The sequence below is a fragment of the Humibacter sp. RRB41 genome (assembly GCF_022761015.1).
In the GTDB taxonomy this organism is placed as follows: Bacteria; Actinomycetota; Actinomycetes; order Actinomycetales; family Microbacteriaceae; genus Humibacter.
Genome location: NZ_JAKWJQ010000004.1, coordinates 216,774 through 234,574 on the forward strand (window position 1 = coordinate 216,774; position 17,801 = coordinate 234,574).

Sequence of the window (17,801 nt, forward strand, 5' to 3'; positions counted from 1 at the left end):
CTGGGGCACGTCATAATCTAAGGATGCTCAGCGCGCTCGAGTTGTACGACCGAGGGGTCGTGCTCTCCAACGCGGGAAAGCACGCGGCGGCGAAGCGAATCCTCAACGAAGCAGCGGAGCGCACGACTGAGGTGAACCTGCGTGCGCGCATCCTCGGCACCTTGGCATGGGTCCTTCTCGATCTGGGAGCCATCGATGAGGCGGACCGGCTGTGTCGTGAAGCGCTTGGCATTCGAGGTCTGCGTGAGGACACTCGCGCCGTTCTGTGGGGCCAGCACGGAGTGGTCGCAATGGGGCGAGGCGACCTGAATGAAGCCCTACGTTTGCTGACCCAAGCGTCGAAACGACTGGACGATCCCGTCTTGGCAGGGACCGTTGCCATGAATCGCGGCAACACGCTACTCGAGCTCGGACGATCCGATGAGGCGCTCACCGATTTCGGCGATGCGGCTCGTCTGCTGCATTCGGCAGGCCTGCGTGACGACGCGGCGAAAGCCACGCATAACCAGGGGTATGCGGCGTTGCTCTCCGGTGATCTGGTCTCCGCACTGCGGTACATGGACGCAGCGCGGTCGCGGGCGGCGGCTGCATCGCCGGTGGACGCTGCGATCGGCGACGTCGACCGCGCGGAGGCGTTGTTCGCTGCTGGGATGCCGTTCGAGGCCTCCGCTGCGCTTGCCGCTGCTGCAGCGGTTTACCGCGCTCGACGACTTCGGCTCCGCCAGGCCGATGCGGTTTGGCGGCGAGCTCGTTCGATGCTGTACTTCGACCCGGTCGCTGCCGCGAAACTCGCACGGTCTGCCGGTCGGCTCTACGAATCGCACGGAAACGAGGTGGGCGCCCTGCGGGCGCTGGCCGTCGCACTTCGCGCTGATGTCGCGGCCGGCGGCCATTCGCAGCGTCTTCTTGAAGACCTCGAGAGCGTGACTGCTCAGCTGACACGGCATCGCCTGAGGGAGGATGCCGGCGACCTGCGGCTCGTCGCTCAGCGGGTGCGAGTGCGGCGGGGTGGGGAGTCTGCAGCGCGTGAGGCGCTTCGAGGCATCCGTGTCTCATCCGACGCTCCCATCGCGCGACGAGTCATGTCTCGCGAAGTGCGCGCAGAGGCCGCCTCGGTGCTCGGCGATGACCGCCGGGTGGTTCGGGAGGCGGCCCGCGGCCTGGAGGAACTCGCGCAATGGCAGGCGGTCTTCCGCTCGGTGGACCTGCAAACAAGTACGGCCATGCACGGCCAGGCACTGACGAAGGTGGGCATCGCCGCCGCGTTCAGGTCACGTGACGTCCGGAACATGTTCGAGTGGTCAGAACGAGCCCGCAGCGTCGCGAGCCATTCGGTGGTGCCCCGGCCACCGTCAGACCCGAGAACGGCTGCCGATCTGGCCGAACTGCGTGGGCTGCGGCTCTCCGGCACGTTCGGAACGAGCGAGCAGCGACGTGAGGCCGAACTGCGCGAACGCATCCGCAGCCGCCAGTGGGCGACGACGGGTGAGGGCGTGGTGGCGCAGTTCGCCTCGATGGACGAGGTGCAGTCATCCCTCGGCGATCGCACGGTGCTGCTCGCGTATCTCTGGTCAGGCCAGCGCCTTGTCGCGCTCGTCTTGGAGCAGGATGCCTCTCGCACCGTTGAGTTGCGCCCGGATCAGTTCGGCACGGCGGAGCGCGCCGCACTCTTCGCCGACCTCGATGTGCACGCGGCGCGGATCGATGGTGCGCTGGGGGAGGCCGTCGCCAGGTCGGTGTCGAACCGACTGTCTGCGCTCGACGAGCTGCTCATCGCTCCGGCGATGTCAGCGTCCGAACGTCTGCGGGACGGCGGCACCCGGGTCGTCGTGGTCGCCCCCGGGATTCTGGCGGGCGTGCCGTGGTCGATGCTCGACGGGGTGGCCGGACGACCGCTGACCGTGCCCCTTTCCGCCACCAGGTGGCTCGCCGAGCGGGGGGCGCACGACGAGGCCCGATCGCATGGGCCGGCGGGATTCGTGGCGGGGCCGCGTGTTCCCCGCGCCGACGAGGAGGTGGCTCGGGCGGCATCCGTGTGGACGGGTGCCACGGTGCTGCGAGGTGAAGCGGCAACGACGGGTGCGGCATCCGAGCTGGCGGCGGCCGTCGAGGTCTTCCACGTGACCGGGCACGGCAGGCACGCCGCCGACAACCCGCACTTCTCCGGTATCGAGCTGGCGGATGGCCCGTGGTTCGGCTACGACATCGAGCGGATCGAACGGATGCCGTCGACCGCCATCATCTCCGCGTGCGAGCTGGGCAGGTCATCCATCGGCTGGGGGCACGAGGCCCTCGGCATGGCGCGAACGTGGCTGCACGCCGGAGCACGCAGCGTGATCGCCTCGCCGGTCAGCGTGAACGACGACGACGCGTGCGAAGTGCTGAGCGCCATGCACGCGAGGCTCGCGACCGGGACTGCCCCTGCAGTGGCGCTCGCCGAAGCGACGAGCGCCACCGGCATCACAGCGCCGTTCCTGAGCTACGGCGCAGGCTGGTAGCACCCGCGCTGCCGTCGGAGCGATGCACCTGAACGCCATGCGGCATCCTCACGGCCTGCTCCCGGGCAGCCCCACGCAGGCGCGAAGTATTCGTATATCGACGGCCCGTATTCTGCAGACATGGAGTTGTTCACGCGCGAGTGGGGCACGGGCGACCGGGTCGCGGTTCTCGTGCATGGTCTGTTCTCCAGCTCGCGCAGTTGGCGATCCCTCGGCCCAGCGCTGGCCGACCGCGGGTACCGTGTGGTCGCGGTCGACCTCCCCGGTCACGGTCGCAGCCCGCGTGCCAGGTCGTACAGCCTCGAACAGATCGTGCGGAGCATCGCGGGAGCCGTGCCTCGTCGTCCGGAACTGGCGATCGGCCATTCGCTCGGCGGCATCGCCCTCTCGCGTCTCGTCGATCTGATGCTGCCGCGGCGTGCGGTCTACATCGATCCTGCCTTTCTCGGCACGCGCCTTCCCTGGTGGCAACGGCTCGGTGCGCCGTTGCTGTTCCGCAGCCTGCTGAGCAGAAAGCCGGCGGCGATCGCGGCAAGCAACCCGCGATGGAACGACGCCGATGTGGCCATCGAGGCCGGCGACTACGCGGCCTTCGACCGTCGCTTCCTCAGCCGTTTCGGCGACGGCAAGAGCATGCCGCTGTCGCCGCCCGAGCGCATGGCCGTGCCGTCGCTGCTCATGCTGGCCGACAAGTCCCGGCTGGTCAGCCCGGTCGTCGCTGAGCGGATGCGCGCCCTCGGCTTCGAGGTGCGCGTCGTGCCCGGCGCCGGCCACATGGTGCATCGCGACGACTTCGACGGCTTCGTGACGGGGCTCTCCGGCTGGGTGTGAGCCGAGTGAACGAGCAGCCGACGTCGATCGCGCTGCCCAGGGTCTGACGCGCTGCCCAGGGTCTGATCAGGGCTTTCGCCTAGATTCGTCGTGGTTCGACCGCCAGGTCGCTCCCCGGACGAGAAGCGCCGTACCCGGATCCGACGACGACGCTGCCGGAGGGCAACGTGGACATCGTCATTCAAATAGCGGGCTCGCTTCTCGTGCTGGCCGGTTTCGCACTGGCGCAGTGGGGCATCCTCGATCCGAAGTCGAGCTGGTACTTGACGCTCAACGTGATCGGGTCGGGCATCCTCGCCGTCGATGCTGTCGTCGAAGCACAGTGGGGGTTCCTGTTGCTCGAGGGAGTCTGGGCGATCGTCTCGCTCGTGAGCCTGATCGGCGTGCTGCGGACGAGGCGCACGAGGCGGGACGCGTCGGCGTAAGGCCTCAGCGGCCGTGCGCAGCCAGGATCTGGTCGAGGTCGATGTGCCCGATCAGCTGCTTCCAATCGAGGCCGCGCGCGACATCCTCGACGCTCTTCTCGGCGAACACCTTGCCGTTGCGCTCGACGACGACACCCTCGGGGATGATCGCGTTGAGCTCGGCCAGCACGGCGTCGTTCACGGCCTCGGTGTCGAAGTCGGCGCCGTAACGCGCGTAGACGTCAGCGGGAACGGTGTAGTCGATGGTCGTGATCTCGGTCGCCATGTGCCGAGCCTAATCATCACGACCCGCGAGCCACCACAATGTGGCCGAGCCACCGTCGAATTCGCGTGAACACGAGGGTGGCTCGGCAAGAAGGTGCTGGTTGGGCAGGAACTCAGGCGTCGGCCTGCAGGGCCGCCTGCAGCTCCAGCGTGATGGTCACGGTGTCGCCGAGCAGCACGCCGCCGGTCTCGAGCGCCGCGTTGTAGCTGAGGCCGAAGTCGTCGCGGTTGATGACGGTCTTGGCGCTCGCGCCGGCCTTGTAGTTGCCGTAAGGGTCGCCGCCGAAGCCGCCGAAGTCGAACTCGAACGTGACCGGCTTGGTGACGCCCTTGATGGTGAGGTCGCCGTCGATCAGGAACTCGCCCTTCTCGACGCGAGCGCCGGTCGAGACGAAGTCGATGGTCGGGTAGGTCTCCGCCTCGAAGAAGTCGCCGGTGCGCAGGTGGCCGTCGCGGTTCGGCTCGCCGGTGCTCACGGATGCCACGTCGGCGGTTGCCGTGACGCTTGCCTCGAGCGGGTTGGCGGGCGTCACGAACGTCGCGTCGAACTTCTCGAACTTGCCCTTGACCTTGCTGATCATCAGGTGACGGATCGTGAAGCCGACCTCGCTGTGAACGGGGTCGATGATCCAGGTGCCCTCGCGGTAGCCCGGGATCTCGAGAGTGGTCGTTGTCGTGTCGGTCATGGTGCTCCTCATTGACGTGGAGAAAGGGAAAAGAGTGCGGATGCCCCGCGGTACGTGTATGCAAACGTATCGGCCCGGCGACTATTCCCGAGGTCGCGAATGAATCGAACATCGGAAGCGCCGCCGAGCCGTGCGCGGAGCCCCGATCTTGGGACTCCGCGCATCGCGTCACTCGTTCGAGGGAACGAGCCGCCTTTCGTGGTCGTCGCCGGAATCGTGCCCCGGCTCATCGCCATCGCCTGCGCTCGCTGCGGCGCCCGCCGCGGCGAGCCGCTCGAGCTCGAGGGCCAAAGCATCGGATCCGTCGATCTCGAGCGACTCCGGAAGGACATCGCGCTCGATGGTCGTCGCCAGCGGCTTCTCCTTGATGAAGCAGAGCAGGACAGCCGCCACGATCATCAGCGGCAGCATGTACAGGAACACCGGAGTGAGGGCGTCGTTGTACGCGCCCACGATGATGTCGCGGATGGCCGACGGCAGTTGCTTCACGGCCTCTGGTGTCAGCGAGTTGGTGTCGGCGCCCGCGGTGGTCGCGCCGGCGGGCATCCGCTGCGCGAGCAGATCGGTGAGTCGCGCCACGAACAGGCTGCCGACGATGGCGGTGCCGATGGAGGCGCCGACCTGGCGGAAGTAGTTGTTCGACGCCGTCGCAGTGCCGACCTCCTTCACGGAGAACGAGTTCTGCACGATGAGCACGAGGATCTGCATCGAAGCGCCCAGCCCGACGCCCATGACGGCGAGGAACGTGCACAGCAGCCAGATCGGCATGGTCGGTGTCATGGTGGACAGCAACAGGAGCGCAACGGCGACGATCGCCGTGCCGGCGATCGGCAGCCACTTGTAGCGGCCGGTCTTGCTGACGAGCTGACCGGTGACGATCGAGACGACCAGCAGGGCTGCCATCATCGGGATCATGAGCAGGCCGGCCTGCGTCGCGTCGACGCCGGTCACCATCTGCAGATAGGTCGGAAGGTAGGCGATCGCACCGAACATGGCGACGCCGATGAACAAACCGGCGATGGTGGTCAGCGTGAAGTTGCGGTCCTTGAACAGCTTCAGCGGCATGACCGGCTCAACGGCCCTGCGCTCGACGAACACGAACGCCACGGCCGCGGCGATCGCTCCGGCGATCAGGGCCAGGATGACCGGAGAGTCCCAGTCGTAGGTGTTGCCGCCCCACGTGGTGATCAGCACCACGAAGGTGGTGGCGGCGGCGAGCAGTCCCATGCCTGCCACGTCGAGGCGCGGACGGCCTGCGGTGTTCTTCGGCAGGTGCAGGAAGAACATCGCGGAGGCGATGGCCAGGATGCCCAGGGGAATGTTCATCCACAGGCCCCAGCGCCAGCCGATCACGTCCGTGAACCAGCCGCCGAGCAGGGGTCCGGCGACGGACGACAGCGCGAAGACCCCGCCCATGATGCCCATGTAGCGTCCGCGCTCGCGGGCGGGCACGACATCGGCGATGATCGCCTGCGACAGGATCATCAGGCCGCCACCGCCGAGTCCCTGCACCGCACGGCCGATGATCAGCCAGGTCATGTCGTCCGCGAATCCGCCGACGATCGATCCGAGAATGAAGATCGAGATTGCTGCGATGAACAGCCCCTTGCGGCCGATCAGGTCGCCGAGCTTGCCGTACACCGGCAGCATGATCGTCGAGGCGAGAATGTAGGCGGTCGTCACCCACAACATCTGATCGACGCCGTGCAATTCCCCGACGATGGTCGGCAGGGCGGTGGAGAAGATCGTCTGGTCGAGCGATGCGAGCAGCATCGTCACCATCAGTCCGGCGAAGACGAGCAGAATGCTGCGCTTCGACCCAGACGCGGAGACGCGGGAGCGCGTCGCCGAAATCGTGTCAGTCATGTCGTGAATGTCTTTTCTTTGTCAGTGGTTCTGGTCGTTGGAGGGTCGGTGCGCGGCGTGATCGTCGCGAATCGTCTGCGGAGGTCAACTCGTCGTGACGCGGTTGACGAGATCGATCGCGCGGTCGAGCGTCTCGCGTCGTATCCGCTCCGTCTTGCTGTCGAATGCGCGGCGGAACACGAAACGCATCGCGCCGATCGCGAGCGAGACGGCCATGCGCGCCTCGTCGTCGAGGTCCTTCTCGTCGCCCTGCCGATGTTGAGCCGCGAACCGTTCTCGGATGAGGGCGACATGGGATTCCTCGACGGAGTTCATCGTCGACACGAGGGCCTTCGCGAACTCGGGGGAGCGCTTCGCCAGCTTCTGACGCATGGCGAACAGGTCGGCATCGTGTTCGTGATCGACGATCGTCCTGGAGATGACCGCCATCAGGTCCCCGAGCAACGGGCCGGGGCTCTCAACGAACTCCCGGGCATCGGTGTCCGTGATCTGCGCAGGACCGCGGCCGAGGAAGACGCCGTCCTTGCTGCCGAAATAGTTGAAGAACGTGCGCTGCGAGATGTCGGCGGCTTCGCAGATCGCATCGACTGTCGCGTGTTCGTAGCCGCGCTCGAGTGCGATGGTGAATGCGGCGTGCTCGACCGCGAGCTTCGCCTGTGCGATCTTGCGTGCACGCAGCCCGCCGCTCGCCGCGTCGTCGCCCTCCTGCGCCGAGAGAGTCGGCGCGCCGGACGTCGGGGCGGTCGTTCGGAACTCGGTCATGTCGGACTCCTTTGGTGCAGGTACTGCAAAATTATAGCAACTGCAAGATTGCAGAACCTGCAAGTATTCCGAGAGGGCCAGGTCCGTACACTTGGTCCAGTGATCCTCGAGGGCTTGACCGAGGCGCTTTCGCGCGCCCAGACATTTGCCGATGCCCTGACCTCTGCGAATCGCGACGCGGACTTCTCGGTGACCACCGGCCTCCGTGTCCCGCTCGCAGCGGGGCTGCTCGGCAGGCGCGCAGCAGACAAGCAGGTGCTGCTCATCGTCACCGCGACGGGACGTGAGTCGGAAGCCTTGCGATCCGCGCTCGGTTCGGTGGCTCCGCGCGCCGAAGTCGTGGAGTTCCCCGCGTGGGAGACGCTGCCGCACGAACGGCTGAGCCCAGGACCGGAGATCGTGGGCAAACGACTCGCCGCTCTGCGCCGATTGGGCACGTGGAAGCCGGATGCCGGGCATCCGCTGATCGTCGTGGCCTCCGTGCGCGCCGCCCTGCAGCCGATCGCCGCGGGCCTGGATCGGCTGGAGCCGATCGTGCTCGAACAGGGCAGTCGAGGCAACGATCTGACCTCCATCGCGTCGCGGCTGGTCGCACTTGCGTATTCGCGCGTCGACATGGTGACCAGGCGGGGCGAGTTCGCGGTGCGCGGCGGCATCCTCGACGTGTTCGCGCCGACCGCCGACCATCCTGTGCGCGTGGACTTCTTCGGCGACGAGGTGGAGCAGATCCGAGCGTTCTCGGTCGCCGATCAGCGCTCGTTGCCGCACGAGGCGCCGCTTGTCGAGCTCTCCCCGGCGCGCGAGCTCTTGCTCACGGACGCCGTCAGGCAGCGTGCCGCCGAGATGGCGCACGAGTTCCCTGGCCTGGAACAACTGCTGACGAAGGTGGCGGAGGGCATCCCGGTCGAGGGCATGGAGTCGCTCGCCCCTGCGCTGGTCGACAAGCTGGTGCCGCTCACCGACTACCTGCCAGACGGTGCAGCTGTCGCCGTGATGTCGCCGGAACGTGTCGCCGCCCGAGCGCTGAGCCTCTCGGAGACCAACCGCGAGTTCCTCGAGGCGGCCTGGAGCGCGGCCACCGTCGGCGCCGCCGCCCCGATCGACCTCGCCTCGGGAGACTTCATCTCGCTGCGTCAGCTGCGCGACGCAGCACAGCTCAGCAGGCCGGGAGGGAAGCTCCCCGAGCACCCGTGGTGGACGTTCTCGAGCTTCGACTCGGGCGGCGCCGAGCTACTTGTGCCGATCGCCGAGCAGTCCGTCGAGGACCTTGCGGAGTCGGCCGGCGACTACGTACGCGTCGCGGCGGATGCCGTCCCGAGCTTCGCCGGCAACGTCGACGGAGCGATCGGGCACGTGGCGCAGCGTCTTTCCGACGGGTGGCGGGTCGCCATCGTCGCGGCCGGCCACGGACTCGTGGAGCGAGCCGTCGACGTGCTTTCCGAGCGCGGCGTGGCGGCCAGGCAGGTCGAGGACTACCCGGCGGATGCCGAGGCCGGCGTCGCGTACGTACTGCCGGCATCCGTGGAGCAGGGCTTCGAGCTGCCAGAGGCGAAGCTCGCGGTGATCGGCGAGACCGAGTTCTACGGGCGCACCGTCGGTTACGACTCGCGGCAGGTGAAGAAGCTCGGCGTGCGCCGCAAGAACGTGGTCGACCCGCTGCAGCTCAAGCCGGGCGACTTCGTCGTGCACGAGACGCACGGCATCGGCAAGTTCGTCGAGCTGGTGCAGCGGGAGGTCACGCGCGGAACGGGCTCGGCGCGTGGCCGCAACGCTGTGACGTCGAAGCGCGAGTATCTCGTGCTGGAGTACGCGCCGTCGAAGCGCGGATATCCTGGCGACAAGCTCTACGTGCCGACCGATCAGCTCGACCTGCTCAGCCGCTACGTCGGCGGCGAAGCGCCTCAGCTGTCGAAGATGGGCGGCAGCGACTGGTCGCAGGCGAAGGGACGTGCTCGCAAGGCGGTGCGCGACATCGCGGTCGAGCTGGTCAAGCTGTATTCGGCGCGCATGGCCTCGAAGGGGCACGCCTTCGGGCCCGACACCCCGTGGCAGCACGAACTCGAAGAGGCGTTCCCGTTCGTGGAGACGCCCGACCAGGTGCAGACCATCGATGAGGTCAAGGCCGACATGGAACGACCGATCCCGATGGACCGGCTCATCTCGGGCGATGTCGGCTTCGGCAAGACCGAGATCGCGGTGCGCGCCGCGTTCAAGGCCGTGCAAGACGGCAAGCAGGTGCTCATGCTCGTGCCGACCACACTGCTCGTGCGACAGCACTTCGAGACCTTCCAGGAGCGCTTCGCCGGCTTCCCTGTGCATCTGCGTCAGCTCAGCAGGTTCCAGACCGACCGCGAGGCGAAGGAGGTTCTCGACGGACTCGCCGACGGCACCGTCGACGTCGTGATCGGTACCCACCGGCTGCTGTCGAAGAACGTCTCCATCAAGAACCTGGGCCTCGTCGTCATCGACGAGGAGCAGCGTTTCGGCGTCGAGCACAAGGATGCCCTCAAGCGGCTGAAGACGAACGTCGACGTGCTCGCGATGAGCGCGACGCCCATCCCGCGCACTCTCGAGATGGCGGTCACGGGCATCCGCGAGATGTCGACCTTGGCGACGCCGCCGGAGGACAGGCATCCGATCCTCACCTTCGTCGGGCCGTATTCGGAGAAGCAGGTGGCTGCTGCCATCCGTCGCGAGCTGCTGCGCGAGGGCCAGGTGTTCTTCGTGCACAACCGGGTGTCGAGCATCCAGCGCGTGGCATCGCAGCTTGCGGAGCTCGTGCCTGAGGCGCGCATCGCGGTCGCACACGGCCAGCTGAACGAGCACGCGCTGGAGCAGATCGTGGTGGACTTCTGGGAGCGCAGGTTCGACGTGCTCGTCTCCACGACCATCATCGAGACCGGTCTCGACATCGCGAACTCGAACACGATCATCATCGACCGAGCCGATAAGTACGGGCTGTCGCAACTGCACCAGCTACGCGGTCGCGTCGGCCGTGGTCGTGAGCGTGCCTACGCGTATTTCCTCTGGGATCCCGACAAGCCGCTCTCCGAGACCGCTCACGACAGGCTCTCCACGATCGCCGCCAACAACGAGCTCGGCAGCGGAATGCAGGTAGCGCTGAAGGACCTCGAGATCCGCGGTGCGGGCAACCTGCTCGGAGGCGAGCAGTCCGGGCACATCGCGGGAGTCGGTTTCGACCTCTACCTGCGGATGATCGGCGAGGCCGTGAACACGTTCCGCGGCGAGGTCGCCGAGGGGCAGACGGAGCTGCGACTGGAGCTCCCGGTCGATGCGCACATCCCCGAGGAGTACGTGGACTCCGAGCGATTGAGGCTGGAGGCTTACCAGAAGCTGTCGGCGGCATCCGCACCGAATGCGAAGCCCGAGTCGATCGATCTCGTGCTCGAGGAACTCACCGATCGTTACGGTGAACCACCGGAAGCCGTCACGAACCTCATCGCGGTCTCCCGGCTGCGCAGGCGCGCCCAGCAGGCCGGGCTCTCGGATGTCGTCGCGATGGGTTCGAACCTGCGCATCGCGCCGGTCGACCTGCCCGATTCGCTCCAAGTGCGGCTGCAACGCATGTATCCGAAGTCGCGGCTCGTCACCGCTCAGAAGGTGGCGCTCGTGCCGTTGCCGGTCATCGATGGCGAGTCGCTTCAGGATGCCGAGCTGATCGCGTGGGTGCGCACCCTGCTCGACGCGATCTTCCCGCTGCCCGAACCCGCGGCGGAGACGGCCGCCCCGCTGGTCGAGTGACGCACTCGCCGGTCGAGTGTCGCACTCGGCCACTAGCGTGAACCCATGGATGACGAAGCCTTCATCGCATACGTCGCCGACGGTCTGGGATCACTGCCGGGTGTGAAGGCTGTGACGCTCGGCGGTTCGCGGGCCGAGGGTACCAACCGGCCGGACAGCGATTGGGACTTCTCGCTCTACTATCGCGGCCGGTTCGATCCGCAGTCCCTGCGCGACCTCGGCTGGCCGGGAACTGTCGGCGAGCTCGGGAGTTGGAGCTCCGCGTCCGACACAGTGTTCAACGGTGGAGCGTGGCTGGACATCGACGGTCGCGCCAGTGACGTGCATTACCGTGACCTGAATGTCGTCGATCGGGTGATCGCCGAAGCGCAGGACGGGCGATTCCAGACGGAGCCGTTGTGGTTCCATCTCGCCGGTCTTCCGTCCTACCTTGCGATGGCGGAACTCGCCGCGAAGCGAGTACTCGTGGGCGAGCTTCCGGATGTGACCTATCCGATCGCGCTGCGGGAGCACGCTCCCGACCTGTGGTGGGAGCAGGCTGCGGCGGAGTTGGACTATGCGCAGAAGTATCACGCGGCTGCCGGCCGTTTGACGCAGTGCGTCGGGCTGCTCGCCAGGGCTGCGACGTGCACGGCGCACGCCGTCCTTGCCGCAAGGGGAGTCTGGATAACGAACGAGAAGCAGCTGTTCGTGCGCGCGGACCTCGGCGAGGTCGACAGGATTCTCGCGACCGCCACGCCGGAGCCCGCCGTGCTGGTCGACGTCGTCGGCCGGGTGCGTGCCTTGTGCGTGGAGGCGTTGCGGGTGGCCCGGGCCGAGACGTCGCAGAATTCGGGGTAGTCCTTCCGTCCGGTGCGGCTGCCTTATCTGATGCGCTGCCGAATCTGATGCGGCTGTCCCGTCTGGTGCAAGGAACCGCCGCTCGCGATGTCGACTGTACTGTTCTCTTCCTCCATAGTGCAGAAGTTTCGGACTTATCCACAGAAATGTGCTCTGACCTGGGCTTTGTTGTCTGGAATGTCGGTGGTGTGGTGTTGGCTTGAGGCATGGAGGAGATCACGGCACAGTTGGCGACGGCCACCGTTGCCGCGCGTGCTGCGGTGGCGGTCGGGCAGGTTCCGACGCTGTCGGATGGTGATCTGATGTCGGCGATGAGCGCAGTCGAGATCTTGGGTCGCACGGTCGATGCGTTGCGTGTTGCGGTCGCCGTCGAGGTGCAGGAGCGGTCCCGTCCCACGTTGGGCTCTGACCGGTTGTCGGCCCGTCAGGGGTGCCGCGCCGGCATCGAGTTGATCGCGCGGGTGACGCAGGTCAGCGAGGCGACCGCGAACCGTCGCTGCCGGGTGGGTGCAGGCATCCGTGCCCGTGACACGCTCACCGGGGAGGTGTTGCCTGCGGCGTTCCCGAAGGTGGCGGAAGCGATGGATGCCGGTGAGCTCGGCGTCGATTCCGCGTCGGCGATCATCACTGCGTTGAGTGCCGTGGCGAGCCGTGCTGAGCCGGAAATGCTGGCCGAAGCCGAGCACGCCCTGGTCGGGTGCGCCCTCGGGGTCGAGGTCTCCAGCGGGGAGCCGATCACGCCGTTCACCGCGGATCAGACTCGCATTCAAGCGATCCAGTGGCAGGTCGCCCTCGACCCGGATGGTGTCAAGGTCTGCGAAGAGCAGGCGACGCTGGGGCGCGGGATGGTGAAGCTCGGTACCCGCGGCGGTCTGACTCGGTACCGGTTGGATGCGCTGCCGGAACTCGAGGGGAAGCTGGAGAGGATCTTCGCTTCGTGCCTGTCACCGAAAACCGCCGGCCGCTTCCTGACCGTTGAGGACGAAGCCGAAGCCCTCGTGGGTGGTGATACCCGCACTCCGGCGCAGCAACGTCACGACATCGTCGCCGCCATGCTGGACGCGGCAGCTCGTAGCGGTGAACTGCCCACGATCGGTGGCGCTTCACCCACCGTGCTGATCAGCGTCGCGGCCGAGGAGTTGGAAGCAGGCACCGGTGCCGGGTGGATCGACGGGGTTCAGAACCCGGTCTCGATCGACACCGTGAAACGGTTCATCTGCACCGGCGGCATCCAGAAGGTCCTCTTCGACTGCAACGGCAAGATCATCGCGTTGAGTTCCCCCGACCGCATCTTCACCCCACAACAACGACGTGCGATCACCGTCCGGGACGGCGGATGCGTGATCCCCGGCTGCCAGATCCCCGCCGGCTGGTGCGAAATCCACCACGTCATCGAACACTCCAGAAGCGGACCAACCCACACCGACAACGGCGTCCTCCTGTGCTGGTTCCACCACCACACCATCGACACCAGCGGCTGGCAGGTCCACATGGTCGACGGTGTTCCCTACATACGACCACCCCGCTGGATCGACCCCGACCGACAATGGCGACGCGCCAGCACTCCACACACCCTCACACACACCCGACCACCGCGACCAGACCGAATGCCCAGCCGAACGTGACACCGATCACCCCGCGCGCTCTCCGACCGAGCGGTGAACTTTCTGAACGACCTCTGATCTTGGTGACAAGCGAGCCTCCGCTTACCGATATCTGGGGACGATCGGCCTCGACTGGCAAGGTGAGCGTCGATCTGAGCCCGCCCAGGGCATCCGCGGTCGTAGCGGAGATGTCCGTCCATCCCGCCGTGCCACGGTGGATTGTCTGGACGATGGCGCGGCTGAACGACGACGACGCTGACGCAATGGACGCGGGCTCTCTCGCTACCGTGGAGTCGTGACCTTCGCTCCCGCCCCCGCCTTCACCACCCGTCCGACAATCCGCGGCACGTTCGGCGTCGCTGCCTCCACGCACTGGCTCGCGAGTGCCGCGGCGCAGTCCGTTCTTGAGCGCGGCGGCAATGCGTTCGACGCAGCGGTCGCTGCGGGTTTCGTGCTGCACATCGTCGAGCCGCACCTGAACGGTCCCGGCGGCGACCTCACGGGGTTGTTCCGCACCACAGACGGCGAGCTGCGCGTGCTGATGGGACAGGGTCCCGCGCCGGCGGGCGCGACGCTCGAGCACTACCGCGATGTCGAGGGGCTTGCGGATGTGCCGGGTGCGGGCGCGCTCGCCGCCGCGGTTCCAGGGTCGGTCGACGCGTGGTTCCGGCTGCTCGCCGAGCACGGAACGTGGGAGCTGGGGGACGTGCTGGAGTACGCGCTCGGATACGCCGAGCACGGGCATCCTGTGCACCAGGCCGTCGTGGTCACGCTCGAGCGCATCCGTGAGCATTTCCTGGAGCACTGGCCGACCTCCGCCGCCCTGTGGCTGGATGCCGACGGCAACGTCCCGCGGCCCGGCGACCTGATCGTCAACCCGGCGTACGCGTCGGTGCTGAAGCGACTCGTCGCGGCGGGCGAGGGTCGGAGCACACGCGAGGAGCGCATCGAGGCAGCCAGGCGCGAGTGGAAGACCGGCTTCGTCGCGCAGTCGATCGACGCGTTCGTGCGCACGCCGCACCGGCACAGCGACGGATGCGACCACGCCGGCGTGCTGCGGGCATCCGACCTCGCGGCCTTCGACGCGTGCACCGAGGATGCCGTCACCTACGACTTCCACGGATTCACCGTCGCCAAGACCGGCCCGTGGGGCCAGGGGCCGGTGCTGCTGCAGATGCTCGCCATCCTCGACGCCTACGGTCGCCGGCACGGACTTGCCGACCAGCACCTCGACCCGTCGACCGCGTTCGGCATCCACGTGATCGCCGAAGCCGAGAAGCTCGCGCTCGCGGACCGGGATGCCTGGTACGCCGACCCGACATTCGCGGACGTGCCGCTGGCGACGCTGCTCTCGTCCGAATACGCAGCAGAGCGGGCAGCGTTGATCGGTGAGACCGCCAGCGCAGAGCTGCGTCCAGGGTCGCCGGACGGTCGCGCGCCCTACCTTCCCGCGGTGGGCGTCGGCGCCGCGAAGGACGGCCTCGCCGACACGGACGACCCCGACGGCGACGAGGTGGCGGATGCCGCGACCTTGCCCGCCGGCATCGGCGAGCCGACCGTCGACCGCAACGGCCAGACCCGCGGCGACACCTGCCACCTCGACGTTGCGGACCGGTGGGGGAACGTGGTGACGGTGACGCCGTCCGGCGGATGGCTGCAGTCGTCCCCGACCGTGCCGGAGCTCGGGTTCTGCCTCGGCACGAGGCTGCAGATGGCCTGGCTCGACGAGGCGTCTCCCTCGGTGCTGCGGCCGGGTGCGCGCCCGCGCACGACGCTGTCCGCGACGCTCGTGACGGCATCCGATGGCGATCGCGTGATGTCGCTCGGCACGCCGGGCGGTGACCAGCAGGACCAGTGGCAGCTGCCGGCCCTGCTACGGATGCTCGTGGGCGGCTGGGACCCGCAGGCCGCGATCGACGCGCCGACGTTCCACACCACCAGCCACGTCTCGAGCTTCTGGCCACGCGTCTGGGAACCCGCTGGGCTGGTCGTGGAGGATCGCGTCGGCGACGACGTGATCGCGGAACTGGAGCGCCGAGGACACCGCGTCATGGTCTCTGGACCGTGGACGCTGGGTCGCCTCAGCGGAGTCGGCATCGAGCTCGTGCAGGGGAGTGGTGCACCGCGGCTCCTGTGGTCAGCGGCCAACCCACGCGGCGTGCAGGGATACGCGACTGGGCGATGAGCGTCTGGGGCGCGGTGACTCGGCCGAGCGGTTCGCTAGGCTCACGCGAGTGACCCGACTCATCCTGGATTGCGACACAGGCACCGACGACGCCATCGCGATGATCGCGGCGGTCGGGCATCCGCAGCTCGAGCTCGTCGCGGTCACCACCGTGAACGGCAACGTCTCGCTCGAGCACACCACCGACAACTCGCTGCGCGTGCTCGACCTGCTGGGAGCATCCGTGCCGGTGTACCCGGGTGCAGACCGGCCGTTCGTGCGCGACGACATGCCTATTCCGCGCGACGTGCTCAACGCCGACAACCCGGAATTCCAAGTGGCGAGCCTGCCGTTCCCCGAGCCCGTTTCAGTGCCGGCCATCGGGAGCGCGATCGAATTCCTCATCGAGACCTACCTCGCAGCAGATGCGGACGACATCGTTCTCGTCGCGACCGGACCGCTCACCAACATCGCTGCAGCCCTTGCCGTGGAGCCGCGCCTCGCATCGCGCATTCCACGGCTCGTGGTGATGGGCGGCTCGGTCATTGGCGGCAATGTGACAGCGTCGGCCGAGTTCAACTTCTGGGTCGACGCCGATGCCGCGCAGGCCGTGCTGGCTGCCGGCATCCGCGACGTCATGATCGTGCCGCTCGACGCGACGCACTCCGTGCCGCTCACCAGAGCCGATTGCGCCGCGCTCGCCGCGCTCGGCACCACGGCAGGTCGAGCCATCAGCGACCTCGTGCTGCACCGCATCGAGACCGACGGCGAGGCGGCTGACGACGGCGCGCCCGTGCACGATCCGCTCTGCGTAGCCGCCCTGGTCGATCCGGGGGTGCTCACGCGAGTTGTGAACAGGCCGGCCACAGTCGAGGCTGCCGGCGAGTTGACGGTGGGGGAGTTGGTCGTCGACATGCGTCCGTGGACGGCGGAATCGCCCACCACACACATCGCACTCGCGGCCGATCACGATCGATTCGTGACATTCCTGCTCGACGCCGTTCGAAGCTGACGGCGCATCGCATGGTCGGTGGCCGGCGCACGTGCGGCACCCCCGGTAGCGTCGAGGCATGGCAGAAATCGATCACCGCGCTCCCGAATACCGCGTCCTCGGACCCTCCGGCCTCGTCGTCTCGACGGTAGGCCTGGGCTGCAACAACTTCGGTCGCGCTGGCACGCGCACGGAGTCGCAGGAGGGCACGACAGCAGTGGTCGATGCCGCCGTCGACGCCGGCATCACCTTCTTTGACACGGCGGATGTCTACGGCAGAGAGCGTGGGCTCAGCGAGACCCTGATGGGCGTTGCACTGCGTGGCAAGCGCGAGCGCGTCGTTCTCGCCACCAAGTTCGGCGGGGACATGCAGGGTTCGAACGGCCCCGACTGGGGTGCTCGCGGCTCGCGGCGCTACGTGCGGCTCGCGGTGGAGGCATCCCTGCGTCGTCTGCAGACCGACTGGATCGACCTGTACCAGCTGCACGTGCCCGACCCGCTGACGCCCATCGAGGAGACCCTCGACGTGCTCGACGACCTGATCACCGAGGGCAAGGTGCGCTACATCGGCCACTCGAACCTCGCGGGATGGCAGATCGCCGACGCCGAGTACACCGCGGTGCTGGGCGGGCATCCGAAGTTCATCTCGGCCCAGAACCGGTACAACCTGGTCAGCCGCGAGGCGGAAGACGAGGTGCTGCCTGCCGTCGATGCCTACGGACTCGGTTTCCTGCCCTTCTTCCCGCTCAACAACGGCCTCTTCACCGGAAACTTCACGCGCGACGGCGGCCCTGAGGGCAGCCGCATCCTGCGCGAGCGGCGCAATGTTCTCGACGACGCCCCGTGGGAGGCGATGGATGCCTACCAGCGCTTCTGCGACGACCGCGGCATCTCGATGCTCGAGGCCACGTTCGGCTGGCTGCTCGCCCAGCCGAATCTGACGAGCGTCATCGCCGGTGCCACGAAGCCGGAGCAGGTTGCGGCGAACGCGGCGGCGGGCTCGGCGTGGCATCCGTCGGCCGAGGATGTCGCCGCGATCTCGGAGCTCTTCCCCGCCTGACATCGGCTGCACGACGCCGCGACCAGACGGCGCTCGGTGTCGTTTCTG

The 17,801-nt window shown here is 67.6% G+C and carries 13 protein-coding genes and 1 riboswitch; of the genes, 9 read left to right on the top strand and 4 right to left on the bottom strand.

The window, feature by feature from the left end; genetic code table 11:
• The first annotated feature begins 23 nt into the window (after positions 1–23).
• The 3 genes from MJ603_RS12335 to MJ603_RS12345 all read left to right on the top strand — a co-directional run bounded on the left by MJ603_RS12335 (position 24) and on the right by MJ603_RS12345 (position 3,754).
• The gene (locus MJ603_RS12335) at positions 24–2,498 is read left to right on the top strand and encodes a CHAT domain-containing protein (RefSeq protein WP_243064025.1); all 2,475 of its coding nucleotides are present in this window, start codon (positions 24–26) and stop codon (positions 2,496–2,498) included.
• A gap of 120 nt (positions 2,499–2,618) precedes the next feature.
• A complete protein-coding gene (locus MJ603_RS12340; protein ID WP_243064026.1) occupies positions 2,619–3,329 on the top strand; it encodes an alpha/beta fold hydrolase in 711 nt (236 codons plus the stop codon).
• Positions 3,330–3,420: 91 nt separating this feature from the next.
• A riboswitch (guanidine-III (ykkC-III) riboswitch) is annotated at positions 3,421–3,485 on the top strand.
• Between the two features lie 11 nt (positions 3,486–3,496).
• Positions 3,497–3,754, top strand: a complete 258-nt coding sequence (locus MJ603_RS12345; RefSeq protein ID WP_243064027.1) for a hypothetical protein — start codon at positions 3,497–3,499, stop codon at positions 3,752–3,754.
• 4 nt (positions 3,755–3,758) lie between these two features.
• On the opposite strand, the gene MJ603_RS12350 is transcribed toward MJ603_RS12345, so the two are convergent.
• The 4 genes from MJ603_RS12350 to MJ603_RS12365 all read right to left on the bottom strand — a co-directional run bounded on the left by MJ603_RS12350 (position 3,759) and on the right by MJ603_RS12365 (position 7,332).
• The gene (locus MJ603_RS12350) at positions 3,759–4,019 is read right to left on the bottom strand and encodes a hypothetical protein (RefSeq protein ID WP_243064028.1); all 261 of its coding nucleotides are present in this window, start codon (positions 4,017–4,019) and stop codon (positions 3,759–3,761) included.
• Between the two features lie 112 nt (positions 4,020–4,131).
• Positions 4,132–4,704, bottom strand: coding sequence for a YceI family protein (locus MJ603_RS12355; RefSeq protein ID WP_243064029.1), 573 nt, complete (start codon positions 4,702–4,704; stop codon positions 4,132–4,134).
• 168 nt (positions 4,705–4,872) lie between these two features.
• Positions 4,873–6,570, bottom strand: a complete 1,698-nt coding sequence (locus MJ603_RS12360) for an MDR family MFS transporter (RefSeq protein WP_243064030.1) — start codon at positions 6,568–6,570, stop codon at positions 4,873–4,875.
• An 84-nt stretch (positions 6,571–6,654) separates the two neighbouring features.
• Positions 6,655–7,332: a TetR/AcrR family transcriptional regulator gene (locus MJ603_RS12365; protein WP_243064031.1), complete on the bottom strand. Its 678-nt coding sequence runs from the start codon at positions 7,330–7,332 to the stop codon at positions 6,655–6,657.
• Positions 7,333–7,431: 99 nt separating this feature from the next.
• Between MJ603_RS12365 and mfd the strand changes: the two genes are divergently transcribed.
• The 6 genes from mfd to MJ603_RS12395 all read left to right on the top strand — a co-directional run bounded on the left by mfd (position 7,432) and on the right by MJ603_RS12395 (position 17,753).
• Entirely contained in the window at positions 7,432–11,094 is a 3,663-nt protein-coding gene (gene mfd / locus MJ603_RS12370; protein WP_243064032.1) for a transcription-repair coupling factor, read from the top strand.
• Between the two features lie 45 nt (positions 11,095–11,139).
• A complete protein-coding gene (locus tag MJ603_RS12375) occupies positions 11,140–11,934 on the top strand; it encodes a nucleotidyltransferase domain-containing protein (protein WP_243064033.1) in 795 nt (264 codons plus the stop codon).
• A gap of 311 nt (positions 11,935–12,245) precedes the next feature.
• A complete protein-coding gene (locus MJ603_RS12380; RefSeq protein ID WP_243064273.1) occupies positions 12,246–13,559 on the top strand; it encodes an HNH endonuclease signature motif containing protein in 1,314 nt (437 codons plus the stop codon).
• Positions 13,560–13,833: 274 nt separating this feature from the next.
• On the top strand, positions 13,834–15,723 hold the full coding sequence (locus tag MJ603_RS12385) for a gamma-glutamyltransferase family protein (protein WP_243064034.1): 1,890 nt from the start codon (positions 13,834–13,836) through the stop codon (positions 15,721–15,723).
• Between the two features lie 49 nt (positions 15,724–15,772).
• Positions 15,773–16,714 carry a nucleoside hydrolase gene (locus MJ603_RS12390; protein ID WP_243064035.1) on the top strand — a complete coding sequence of 314 codons (942 nt, stop codon included), beginning with the start codon at positions 15,773–15,775 and terminating at the stop codon, positions 16,712–16,714.
• Between the two features lie 58 nt (positions 16,715–16,772).
• On the top strand, positions 16,773–17,753 hold the full coding sequence (locus MJ603_RS12395; RefSeq protein WP_243064036.1) for an aldo/keto reductase: 981 nt from the start codon (positions 16,773–16,775) through the stop codon (positions 17,751–17,753).
• The last annotated feature ends 48 nt before the right edge of the window (positions 17,754–17,801 follow it).